Source organism: Gallibacterium genomosp. 1, assembly GCF_000771875.1.
Taxonomy (GTDB): Bacteria; Pseudomonadota; Gammaproteobacteria; order Enterobacterales; family Pasteurellaceae; genus Gallibacterium.
This window is the reverse complement of record NZ_JPXX01000018.1, coordinates 20,068-31,012: the sequence shown is the minus strand read 5'-3', so window position 1 is coordinate 31,012 and position 10,945 is coordinate 20,068. Positions and strand designations below refer to the sequence as shown.

Here is a 10,945-nt window from a genome sequence, read left to right as displayed (position 1 = left end):
GAAGTTTTGCGGTTAAAGAGATAAAGATTAAATTAGTGAAAAATGAATTTTTATATACTACCTATAAAGGGTGTGAAATAATAACGTAACTATATCAGTAAATTGATTAATTTTCTACATTATTATATAGAGGGTGGTTTCTGGTCTAACCTCTAATAAGAAGGTAACTTTATGAGGTAGAAAGGTAGAGTGGAAAGCACTATGAATGGGAAAAGGCGTATTTTGGGAAATACGCCTTTATTGCGCGTTCAAATTATTTTTTTAATTCAGGGATTAAACAAGGCTGTAATTTAGTGAGGATTTGTTTTGTGATACGTGAACCTCCGGCGACAATGTTGCCTGATTTGAGGTAGCTATGTCCACCGATAAAATCGGTAACTAAACCGCCAGCTTCACGAACAATTAATTCACCTGCTGCACAATCCCAAGGTTTTAATCCCATTTCAAAGTAGCCGTCAACACGACCTGATGCTACATAACAGAGATCCAATGCTGCTGAGCCAGTACGACGGAAATCGGCACACTCTTTGATTAATGAACTGATCATTTCAAGATGAACAGGGATATAGCGTTTAATTTTGAATGGGAAGCCGGTGGCAATAATTGCGCCGTTTAATTCGGTACGGCTGTCCAAACGTAAGCGGTATTCGTTTAATTTTGCTCCTTCACCACGAACCGCAGTGAATAATTCATTGCGAATTGGATCATATACGACGCCGACTTCAGTGCGTCCTTTGACGAGAACTGCAATTGAAATGGAAAAATGAGGCAAACCTTTTACAAAGTTAGTAGTACCATCCAGCGGATCAATAACCCATTGTACTTCATTATCGCCTTCCAACGCACCACTTTCTTCTCCAATAATAGTGTGGGTTGGATAAGATTTACGAATAATATCAATAATGGCAGCTTCAGAGGCGCGATCTATATTGGTGACATAATCATTAGCACTTTTTTCTCTGGTTTCGATTTCATCTCGGCGCTCAAAACCTTTGGCAACAATGTTGCCTGCCTTTCGTGCAGCACGAATGGCAATATTTAACATTGGATTCATTATTTTCTCCACTGGATTTTAAAGAACGGATTTAAGTTTGACAAATTTCGGCGTGCATTATAGGGAAAGTTCACTCAAATTGCGAGTCATTTTCTTAATGAAAATATGTTAAAATCCGCCATTATTTTTATCCAATCGTTTCATTATGTCATTAGATCAGATCAAAATTGTATTAGTTGAAACATCTCATCCGGGGAATATTGGCTCTGCGGCAAGAGCAATGAAAACGATGGGATTATCTCAACTTTATTTAGTTTCACCAAAAGTCCAGCCTAATGAAGAAAGTATTGCCTTGTCTGCTGGAGCGGATGATGTAGTTAGACAGGCTCATATTGTCCCTTCTTTTGAAGAGGCGATTGCTGATTGTTCATTGGTAATTGGTACTAGTGCGAGAGCTAGACACCTGTCAACCACAGCTGTAACGCCGCGAGATTGTGGGGAGTTGGCAGTTATACGTTCGACACAAGGAAAAGTGGCAATTGTTTTTGGTCGTGAACGGATCGGTTTAACCAATGAGGAACTGTTGAAATGTCATTACCATCTTAATATTCCAGCAAATCCTGAGTATTCTTCATTAAATTTAGCGATGGCGGTGCAATTAGTTAGTTATGAAGTAAGAATGGCGTATTTGCAAAAACAGCAAGGTTATCAATTACATCATTCACAAGTTGCAGAGATACCGGCAAAAGGCGTGGTAGCAGAGGAGTTAGAATATTTCTTTAATAAAACGGAACAGGTTTATCAGCAACTTGGTTTTATTCAAAACAGTGCGGTAATGAAAAAATTACGCCGTTTGTATTTGAGAACAGCAATTCAACGTAATGAACTGAATATTCTGCAAGGAATGTTGACAGCAGTAGAAAAAGTGCTAATGGAAAGTCATCGGAAATAACAATAGCTAAAAACGGTGTGATAATACTTGACTGTTTTAGTAGGTTATGTGAGAATTTCCCCTGTTTTAACAAGGTTAGGGAATTTGCGATGAAACTTACTTCAAAAGGGCGTTATGCGGTAACTGCAATTTTAGATATTGCATTAAATGCAGGCAATGGCCCTGTTACTTTAGCGGATATCTCTGAACGTCAAAAAATATCACTTTCTTATTTAGAACAATTATTTGCTAAATTACGTCGCCACGGTTTGGTTAAAAGTACCCGTGGGCCTGGTGGTGGCTATCAATTGGGCTATGCTTGCGAGAATATTTCTATCGGTATGATCATTTCAGCAGTAAATGAAAATGTTCAAGCCACAAAATGTAAGAGCAAAGGAAATTGTCAGGATGGCGTTCAATGTTTAACCCATTCATTATGGCAAAAGTTAAGTGATCGTATCGAAGATTTTTTAAATGAAATTACTGTCGCTGAGTTAGTCAGTTCTCAACAAGAAAAAATGCAACAGCGTTATCGTGCTGAGATCAGCGTACAGCAACATCTCGAAAATGAAAATATAGATAGTTAAGTGGCTGGCTTAACGAATTAAATCGGAGTGAAAATGAAATTACCTATTTATTTAGACTATGCGGCAACTTGCCCTGTAGATGAACGTGTTGCAAAAAAAATGATGGATTATTTAACCATTGACGGAACATTCGGTAATCCTGCGTCTCGTTCGCATAAGTTTGGCTGGCAGGCTGAGGAAGCTGTTGATATCGCTCGTAATCATATTGCAGATTTAATTGGTGCGGATGCTCGTGAAATTGTATTTACTTCCGGAGCAACCGAATCTGATAACTTGGCAATTAAAGGCGCAGCACATTTTTATCAAACCAAAGGAAAACACATTATTACCTCAAAAACTGAGCATAAAGCAGTTTTAGATACCTGTCGCCAATTAGAACGTGAAGGTTTTGAAGTAACTTATTTATCTCCGAAATCAGATGGTTTAATTGATTTAGATGAACTGAAAGCAGCAATGCGTGATGACACAATTTTAGTATCAATTATGCACGTAAATAATGAAATTGGTGTGATTCAGGATATTGAAAAAATTGGTGAAATTTGTCGAGAACGTAAGATTATTTTTCACGTTGATGCTACACAATCAGTTGGTAAGTTACCGATTGATTTATCAAAATTAAAAGTAGATTTGATGTCTATGTCTGGGCATAAGGTTTATGGACCGAAAGGTATTGGTGCGCTATATGTGCGTCGTAAGCCACGTGTGCGTTTAGAGGCGATTATCCACGGTGGTGGTCACGAAAGAGGTATGCGTTCAGGCACATTACCGGTTCACCAAATTGTCGGTATGGGTGAAGCTTATCGTATCTGTAAAGAAGAAATGGCAACTGAAATGCCTCGTTTGACTGCATTACGAGATCGTTTATACAACGGTTTGAAAGATATTGAAGAAGTTTATGTCAACGGTTCAATGGAACATCGTGTCGGCACAAATTTAAATATGAGCTTCAATTATGTCGAAGGTGAATCTTTAATGATGTCATTGCGTGATATCGCAGTATCATCCGGTTCAGCCTGTACTTCTGCCAGCTTAGAGCCGTCTTATGTTTTGCGTGCTTTAGGTTTAAATGATGAGTTGGCACATAGTTCAATTCGTTTTACCGTAGGACGTTATACCACTGAAGAAGAAATTGACTACACCATTGATTTAGTGAAAAAAGCAGTGGCTAAATTGCGTGAACTTTCACCGCTTTGGGATATGTATAAAGAAGGCGTGGATTTTAGCACTGTTGAATGGTCTGCACATTAATAGGAGAAAATTATGGCATATAGTGAAAAAGTAATCGATCATTATGAAAATCCACGTAATGTCGGATCATTTGATAAAAAAGATCCGGCGGTCGGTAGCGGTATGGTTGGCGCGCCGGCGTGTGGTGATGTAATGCAGTTACAAATTAAAGTGAATGATAACGGCATTATCGAAGATGCCAAATTTAAAACTTATGGTTGTGGTTCCGCCATAGCATCCAGTTCATTAATTACTGAATGGGTAAAAGGTAAATCATTGGATGAAGCGCAAGCAATTAAAAATAGTGATATTGCCGCCGAACTTGAATTACCGCCGGTAAAAGTACATTGCTCAATTCTTGCAGAAGATGCGATTAAAGCAGCAATTGCTGATTATAAAGCAAAAAATAGTAAATAAAATGTAGGTGCTATCGTTAGATAGCACTTTGCTCATTTGGGAGATCACGATGGGAATTTCATTAACCGAAAGCGCAGCACAACGTGTAAAAGATTTTTTAGTTAATCGAGGTAAAGGAATTGGGTTGCGTTTAGGTATCAAAACGTCTGGTTGTTCTGGTTTGGCCTATGTTTTAGAGTTTGTTGATACGTTGAATGATGATGATCAGGTTTTTGAAGATCACGGCGTAAAAATTATTGTCGATAATAAAAGTTTGGTCTATTTGGATGGAACACAACTTGATTTTGTGAAAGAAGGGTTAAATGAGGGCTTTAAATTCACTAATCCTAATGTCAAAGAGCAGTGTGGTTGTGGTGAAAGTTTTCACGTGTAAGTATTGATAAAATTCTAAGTTATTAAAATATGATGTTTAATCCATTTGAACTATTTTCATTGCCGGTAAGTTTTCAGATTGATCCGACACAACTATCTCAACAATATTTGCAATTGCAAAAACAACTACATCCAGATAATTTTTCAACTGCAAGTGAACAAGAACAACGTTTAGCACTTCAGAAGTCAACACAAGTGAATGATGCTTATCAGATTTTAAAAGATCCTATTTTACGAGCAGAAGCAATTCTGGCATTAGCTTTAGATAAGTCGGTGGATAGTGAGAATACTACCCACGATCTTGAGTTTTTAATGCAACAAATGGAATTACGTGAACAACTTGAACAAGTACAACAAGAGCATAATCAGGAGTTGTTGGAACAACTTAATTCACAAGTGGAGCAAAGTTATCAAGAAAATATCGAGGTTTTATCGGACAGTATTGAACAACAGGATTGGAATAGTACTAAACAGACTATCGATAGATTAAAGTTTATTCGAAAATTACAACAAGAAATTGAACGTTTAGAAGAAAAATTTTTTGATTTTTAACAGTGGGAAACAAGGTAAATGGCATTATTACAAATTGCAGAACCGGGACAAAGTGCTGCACCTCATCAGGCTCGTTTAGCCGTTGGTATTGATCTTGGTACAACCAATTCATTAGTAGCGACTGTGCGTAGCGGTAAAGCTGATATTTTATTAGATGAGCAAGATCGAGCATTAATTCCCTCCGTTGTTTATTATGGAGTGAAAGAACCGATAGTCGGTTATGAAGCCAAAGCAAATGCAGGACAAGATCCACACAATACGATTATTTCCGTCAAACGTTTAATTGGTCGCAGTTTAGCGGATGTACAGAGCCGTTACCCGAATTTACCTTATCGTTTTCAAGCGAGTGAAAACGGCTTGCCAATGATCGTTACTCAAAAGGGAGCTATTAGCCCAATTGAAGTATCAGCCGATATTTTACGTCGCTTGAGTTCATTGGCTGAAAAACGTTTAGCAGGTGAATTAGTCGGTTGTGTCATCACTGTGCCAGCCTATTTTGATGATGCTCAGCGTCAGGGAACGAAAGATGCGGCGCGTTTAGCTGGTTTAAATGTACTTCGTTTATTAAATGAGCCGACAGCCGCAGCAATTGCTTATGGTTTAGATAGTGGACAGGAAGGCATTATTGCGGTTTATGATCTTGGGGGTGGAACTTTTGATATATCTATTCTTCGTCTAAGCAGAGGTGTTTTTGAAGTTCTAGCAACCGGTGGTGATACTGCGCTAGGCGGTGATGATTTTGATCATCTGTTAGCGGATTATTTAGCACAACAGACTAAATTTGTGGCGTCAACCGATCAAGAAAAACGCCGTTTATTAGAGCTTGCTACTCAAGTAAAAATCGAATTAACCCAAGCGGAACAAGTTGAAGTTAATCTAAATAATCATTCTATAATGGTGGAAAGAGTAACATTTAATAGACTTATCCAACCATTAGTAAAACGTACTTTATTAGCGTGTCGTCGTGCGTTAAAGGATGCTGATGTTTCAGTTAATGAAGTGATTGAAACGGTAATGGTAGGTGGTTCAACTCGTGTACCGTTTGTTCGTGAACAGGTTGCCGAATTTTTTGGAAAAGTACCTCTAACTTCTATTGATCCGGATAAAGTAGTGGCATTGGGTGCAGCTATTCAAGCGGATATTCTAGTCGGTAATAAGCCAGATAGTGAAATATTGTTGCTGGATGTAATTCCTTTATCGCTCGGGATTGAAACAATGGGAGGATTGGTGGAGAAAATTATTCCACGCAATACTACAATCCCAGTTGCTAGGGCTCAGGAATTTACTACATTTAAAGATGGGCAAACAGCGATGTCAGTACACGTTGTGCAGGGTGAACGTGAGTTGGTACAGGATTGCCGTTCTTTGGCCAGATTTAGTTTAAAAGGCATTCCTCCTATGGTTGCGGGTGCAGCGCATGTTCGAGTAACTTACCAGGTTGATGCTGATGGTTTGCTTAGTGTAACAGCAATGGAAAAATCCACCGGTGTTCATTCTTCAATTCAAGTGAAACCATCTTACGGTCTGACAGATGAAGAAATTACACAAATGATTAAGTCTTCGCATGAAAATGCTAAAGCGGATATGCAAGCACGTGAATTAGCAGAGCAGCGTGTTGAGGCGGCACGTGTATTAGAAAATGTGTATAGTGCTTTGGCGGAAGATGCAGCATTATTAAATGAGCAAGAGTTAGCGGAAGTCAGAATTGCGATAGAGAAATTGGAACAGTTGCAACAGCAGGATGATAGTCAAAAAATTGCGGAAGGTATCAAGCGACTGGATCGAGCTACTCGAAATTTTGCTGCTAAAAGAATGGATAATTCGATTAAACAAGCGTTGGCCGGTCATTCGGTTGAACAATTTACTGAATAAAATAATAAATAAAAGGAAAACAGTATGCCAAAAATTGTATTTTTACCTAATGAAGAACATTGTCCAGAAGGAATGGTTATCAATGCTGAAACTGGCGAAAGTATTTTAGATGCCGCATTGCGTTCTGGAATTGAGATTGAGCACGCTTGTGAAAAATCGTGTGCCTGTACAACCTGTCACGTCATTGTGCGTGAAGGTTTTGATTCATTGAATGAAAGTTCAGATTTGGAAGATGATATGTTAGATAAGGCGTGGGGGCTAGAAGTGGATAGCCGCTTAAGTTGTCAGGCAATTGTCGGTGATGAGGATTTAGTGGTTGAAATTCCTCGTTATACAATTAACCACGCAAAAGAGGAGCATTAAAATGAAATGGCAGGATTCACAACAAATTGCAGAAGCACTGTATGATCGTTTTCCTGACCTTGATCCGAGAACAGTTCGTTTCACAGATTTGCATCGCTGGATCTGCGAATTAGAAGAATTTGATGATGATCCGAAGAAATCAAATGAAAAAATCCTCGAAGCGATTTTTTTATGTTGGTTAGATGAATTTGAGTAGTTTGTTCTGACACAAACTGGAAAGTGTTTGGCATAGTAGAAAATATTATCTACTATGCCGTATTTTTGCGATTAATCTTCTATCACAGGGCGTTTTTCTCCCGCTTCTTCCATTAATTCACACAACCGCTCTCGTAAGTCTGCTTTAATTTCCGTATAAGCAGGATCAGCGACAACATTGCTGAGTTCGAATGGATCTTTATCCAAATCATAAAGAAAATCATCGCGATAGTAATCGCTGCTAGCTTGTTCACCACCTTGCACATTAGGAGCATAGACGCTGTAGAGATATTTATCGGTGCGGATACAACGTCCGATGCGGCTTTCACTAATTTGAGCAAAAATTTCATTTGGACGCTGTGGATCAGTATGTTCTACAACATCGTGTAAGTTTTCACCAATCATTTTATCGCCGACATTAATTCCAGCCATTGCAAGGAATGTTTTTGGCAGGCTTGCGGTGCTGACCAAATCTTTTATACGTAAACCACCACGATAACCGGGACCGGCAATGATGAGCGGAACGTGTAATGCGGAAGAATGACAAGTACGCTTGTAATCATCATAACCGTTAAGATGTTCATCTTTATTACGCGTCATAAAATGCGAACCGTGATCAGAGGCATAAATAATGATGGTGTTATCGAACAGATTTTTTTCTTTCAATTTGTCAATGACGCGTCCTAAATTATCATCAAGGCTACGGCAGCAACCTAAATAATCAGGATACATTTCATCTGCATTGCCTTTTAGCACTTTGAGATCGTGTGGTAATTGATATTGGCTAAAACGCGTTTTCGATCCTTCAGGGCCTTCATAGGTTTGACGATCGTTTTGATGATGCGGTTCGATATGGGAAATCGTCATAAAGAAAGGTTTATCACCATTATATTGATCTAAATATTCCAAGGCAAAATCAGTAATACAATCAACACGATAGCCTTTGAATTCACATTTATTCATATTTTCGTCAAAAACAAAGCCATCATAGCCGTGAGATGTAAATTCTAACACGTCCGCAGCGCGCCAAAAGCCTTTGTAGCCACCGCGGCGTTCAGGGGGAATGGCAGTGATAGTGTAATCTACTGTTGGAGCTTGCTCCAATTCGCCATCACTCGCTAAATGCCATTTGCCGATATAGGCGGTGTCGTAGCCGTTTTCAGTAAAGTAATCGGCTAAAGTTTTGGTGTTTTTTGGCAGCGCAATATTATTGCGGAAACAACCTGTTTGGGTTGGATAAAGCCCTGTTTGGAAAATTGCACGGCACGGGCCGCAAACTGGTTGTGGGGAATAGGCTTCTTCAAACAGTACCCCTTGTTTAGCGAGTTCATCAAGGTGTGGGGTAACATCAAGAGGCTGACCATAAGCGCCTATGGTGTCCCAGCGTTGTTGATCAGAAAAGAAAAAGAGAATATTTGGACGGGTCATTTTACAAGCTCCTTGACCACTTTATAAGTGCGGTCGGTTTGTTTAGATTTTTTATAGTTAGTGTAAATAATCATTATTAATGCCAAAATGAGCAGAATAAGGAAAGCAAGGGCATAAGGACGAGTAACGAAAATATCCCAGTTACCGTCTGAAATCATCAGTGAACGGCGGAAATTCTTTTCTGTTAATGCCCCAAGCACTAAGCCGAGTAATACTGGAATGGCGGAAAATCCGAGTTTACTAATCACATAAGAGATGATGCCGAAAGCAATGATAGTACCTACATCAAACATTGAATTTTTGATGGAATAAGCACCAGCAAAGCAGAAAACCGCAATAATTGGTACAAGGATCACACTTGGAATTTTCACCACTTTGGCAAAAACACGGGTGAGATATTTGCCTTGGATAAGCATAAATAAATTCACAAAAATGAGCCCAATCATAATGGCATAAACTGTGCTGCCGTGATTTTGGAATAAATTAGGCCCAGGTGTTAAGCCATTAATCATTAAAGCACCAAGCATAATTGCCACGGCACCATCACCGGGAATACCTAGGGTTAAAAGTGGGATCAAGGTTGCCCCTGTCACCGCATTATTGGCTGATTCTGCTGCAGCAATACCTTCAATAGAACCTTTACCAAATAATTGTGGTTTTTTAGAGATTTTCTTTGCCACATCATAACTTAAGAAAGATGCCATTGACGCCCCTGTCCCCGGGATAATCCCAATAATTGAGCCGATAATAGAAGAAAGTGTGAGTGGCTTACTAATGCTTTTCCATTCTTCACGGCTCATTTTTTCATTTTCAAAGGTAATTTTTTGCTCGGAATCTGACCGCACTTTTTCTTTTAAGAATAAAGCGCTTTTATTGATGATTTCCACCAAAGCAAACAAGCCAATAAGAACAATGACTAAATCGAAACCGCCATAGAGATACACATTATCAAAGGTGAAACGCATTGTGCCACCGCTGATTTGATCTTGTCCTACCGTTGCGATGAATAATCCTAAACAACCAGAAATAATACCTTTAAGCAAGCTATCACCACTGACGCCCGCAATAATTGTTAAGCCAAAGGCACAAATAAGGAAATATTCAGGCGATCCCATTTTCATTGCCACCTTGGCAACTTCTGGCGCAAGGAAAAGTAGCACTAAGGCGCTAAATGTTCCCCCAATGAAAGAGGCATAAAGGGCAATATTCAAGGCTTTTTGTGAATGTCCTTGCACGGAAAGCGGATTACCATCCATCATTGTTGCCGTTGCGTGAGGCGTTCCGGGGGTACGGATTAAAATGGCTGAGATTGAGCCACCGTAGCTGCCTGCACAATAAATGCCAAGCAGAAACATAAAAGAATCGATAGCGCCTAAGTTATAAGTAAGAGGCAGAAGTAGCACAAGACAAAGCATTACAGTTAGTCCCGGCACAGCACCAAAAATAATCCCAAGGAACAGCCCGAGGTTCATATAAAAGAAGCTACTCCAAGAAAAGAAAGCTTCAAAGCCATTGACAAAATGTTCTAACATCAATGCCTCCTTAAGGCAGAGAAACCCCTAACACATATTCAAAAACCAAGCTAATCGCTAAAATTGTTAGCACAACAATGAGATAATAAAGCCATTTTCGACAATGACTTAAATAGAGGAAAAGTAACGCGAAAATCAGTGATGCGCCTAAGAATGGTAATACATAGAGCAGTCCCCAATATAAAATCAGCAAACCAATAATTAAGAGTGAACGACTTTCTTCTTGCAGATCTAAGAGCATTACTTTGACAGATTTTTGGCGCACCATTCGCCATATTTCACGGACTAATAAAATCAGACTAGCAATCCACATTAGCCCAACAATCATTTTAGGGAAGGTTTGTGAATTAATAGCTTCTGCATTTTTACTTAATTCAATTTGAGAAGGGATAAGCCACCATAAGACGGTGGAAACACCTAAAAATAACACCGCACCAACAAATTCTTTATAAATTTTCATTGCTTACCCCTTATT

General features: G+C 39.1%; 13 protein-coding genes. 9 read left to right on the top strand and 4 right to left on the bottom strand.

Annotated elements, in window-relative coordinates:
• Positions 1 to 253: 253 nt before the first annotated feature.
• Positions 254 to 1,054 (bottom strand): inositol-1-monophosphatase, encoded by an 801-nt coding sequence (gene suhB, locus JP36_RS05885; protein ID WP_039134296.1) that lies wholly within the window; start codon positions 1,052 to 1,054, stop codon positions 254 to 256.
• 145 nt (positions 1,055 to 1,199) lie between these two features.
• On the opposite strand from suhB, the gene trmJ reads away from it, so the two are divergent.
• The 9 genes from trmJ to iscX all read left to right on the top strand — a co-directional run bounded on the left by trmJ (position 1,200) and on the right by iscX (position 7,511).
• Entirely contained in the window at positions 1,200 to 1,946 is a 747-nt protein-coding gene (gene trmJ / locus JP36_RS05880) for a tRNA (cytosine(32)/uridine(32)-2'-O)-methyltransferase TrmJ (RefSeq protein WP_039172912.1), read from the top strand.
• An 89-nt stretch (positions 1,947 to 2,035) separates the two neighbouring features.
• Positions 2,036 to 2,512, top strand: a complete 477-nt coding sequence (gene iscR / locus JP36_RS05875; RefSeq protein ID WP_039172910.1) for a Fe-S cluster assembly transcriptional regulator IscR — start codon at positions 2,036 to 2,038, stop codon at positions 2,510 to 2,512.
• 33 nt (positions 2,513 to 2,545) lie between these two features.
• Positions 2,546 to 3,760 (top strand): IscS subfamily cysteine desulfurase, encoded by a 1,215-nt coding sequence (locus JP36_RS05870; protein ID WP_039172907.1) that lies wholly within the window; start codon positions 2,546 to 2,548, stop codon positions 3,758 to 3,760.
• A 12-nt stretch (positions 3,761 to 3,772) separates the two neighbouring features.
• Entirely contained in the window at positions 3,773 to 4,156 is a 384-nt protein-coding gene (gene iscU / locus JP36_RS05865) for a Fe-S cluster assembly scaffold IscU (RefSeq protein ID WP_013746572.1), read from the top strand.
• A gap of 49 nt (positions 4,157 to 4,205) precedes the next feature.
• Positions 4,206 to 4,529, top strand: coding sequence for an iron-sulfur cluster assembly protein IscA (iscA, locus tag JP36_RS05860; protein WP_039094099.1), 324 nt, complete (start codon positions 4,206 to 4,208; stop codon positions 4,527 to 4,529).
• Between the two features lie 32 nt (positions 4,530 to 4,561).
• Positions 4,562 to 5,080 carry a Fe-S protein assembly co-chaperone HscB gene (gene hscB, locus JP36_RS05855; RefSeq protein ID WP_039173281.1) on the top strand — a complete coding sequence of 173 codons (519 nt, stop codon included), beginning with the start codon at positions 4,562 to 4,564 and terminating at the stop codon, positions 5,078 to 5,080.
• A gap of 18 nt (positions 5,081 to 5,098) precedes the next feature.
• Positions 5,099 to 6,952, top strand: coding sequence for a Fe-S protein assembly chaperone HscA (hscA, locus tag JP36_RS05850; protein ID WP_039172905.1), 1,854 nt, complete (start codon positions 5,099 to 5,101; stop codon positions 6,950 to 6,952).
• A gap of 24 nt (positions 6,953 to 6,976) precedes the next feature.
• Positions 6,977 to 7,315, top strand: coding sequence for an ISC system 2Fe-2S type ferredoxin (fdx, locus tag JP36_RS05845; RefSeq protein ID WP_039172904.1), 339 nt, complete (start codon positions 6,977 to 6,979; stop codon positions 7,313 to 7,315).
• 1 nt (position 7,316) lies between these two features.
• Positions 7,317 to 7,511, top strand: a complete 195-nt coding sequence (gene iscX / locus JP36_RS05840) for a Fe-S cluster assembly protein IscX (RefSeq protein ID WP_013746577.1) — start codon at positions 7,317 to 7,319, stop codon at positions 7,509 to 7,511.
• A gap of 71 nt (positions 7,512 to 7,582) precedes the next feature.
• Here the strand turns inward: iscX and JP36_RS05835 are convergent, their stop codons facing one another.
• From JP36_RS05835 to JP36_RS05825, 3 genes are read right to left on the bottom strand one after another with little or no spacing between them, the layout of a single operon-like run.
• On the bottom strand, positions 7,583 to 8,938 hold the full coding sequence (locus JP36_RS05835) for a sulfatase-like hydrolase/transferase (protein ID WP_039094103.1): 1,356 nt from the start codon (positions 8,936 to 8,938) through the stop codon (positions 7,583 to 7,585).
• Positions 8,935 to 10,470 carry a tripartite tricarboxylate transporter permease gene (locus JP36_RS05830; RefSeq protein ID WP_039145512.1) on the bottom strand — a complete coding sequence of 512 codons (1,536 nt, stop codon included), beginning with the start codon at positions 10,468 to 10,470 and terminating at the stop codon, positions 8,935 to 8,937. The genes JP36_RS05835 and JP36_RS05830 overlap by 4 nt, the downstream gene beginning before the upstream one ends.
• Positions 10,471 to 10,480: 10 nt before the next feature.
• Entirely contained in the window at positions 10,481 to 10,930 is a 450-nt protein-coding gene (locus JP36_RS05825; protein WP_039172902.1) for a tripartite tricarboxylate transporter TctB family protein, read from the bottom strand.
• Between the last annotated feature and the right edge of the window lie 15 nt (positions 10,931 to 10,945).

Coding starts and splice junctions, on each gene's coding strand:
- JP36_RS05830 (WP_039145512.1), bottom strand. CDS start 10,470: ATGTTAGAACATTTTGTCAATGGCTTTGAAGCTTTCTTTTCTTGGAGT.
- iscA (WP_039094099.1), top strand. CDS start 4,206: ATGGGAATTTCATTAACCGAAAGCGCAGCACAACGTGTAAAAGATTTT.
- fdx (WP_039172904.1), top strand. CDS start 6,977: ATGCCAAAAATTGTATTTTTACCTAATGAAGAACATTGTCCAGAAGGA.
- hscB (WP_039173281.1), top strand. CDS start 4,562: ATGTTTAATCCATTTGAACTATTTTCATTGCCGGTAAGTTTTCAGATT.
- hscA (WP_039172905.1), top strand. CDS start 5,099: ATGGCATTATTACAAATTGCAGAACCGGGACAAAGTGCTGCACCTCAT.
- JP36_RS05870 (WP_039172907.1), top strand. CDS start 2,546: ATGAAATTACCTATTTATTTAGACTATGCGGCAACTTGCCCTGTAGAT.
- suhB (WP_039134296.1), bottom strand. CDS start 1,054: ATGAATCCAATGTTAAATATTGCCATTCGTGCTGCACGAAAGGCAGGC.
- iscX (WP_013746577.1), top strand. CDS start 7,317: ATGAAATGGCAGGATTCACAACAAATTGCAGAAGCACTGTATGATCGT.
- JP36_RS05835 (WP_039094103.1), bottom strand. CDS start 8,938: ATGACCCGTCCAAATATTCTCTTTTTCTTTTCTGATCAACAACGCTGG.
- trmJ (WP_039172912.1), top strand. CDS start 1,200: ATGTCATTAGATCAGATCAAAATTGTATTAGTTGAAACATCTCATCCG.
- JP36_RS05825 (WP_039172902.1), bottom strand. CDS start 10,930: ATGAAAATTTATAAAGAATTTGTTGGTGCGGTGTTATTTTTAGGTGTT.
- iscR (WP_039172910.1), top strand. CDS start 2,036: ATGAAACTTACTTCAAAAGGGCGTTATGCGGTAACTGCAATTTTAGAT.
- iscU (WP_013746572.1), top strand. CDS start 3,773: ATGGCATATAGTGAAAAAGTAATCGATCATTATGAAAATCCACGTAAT.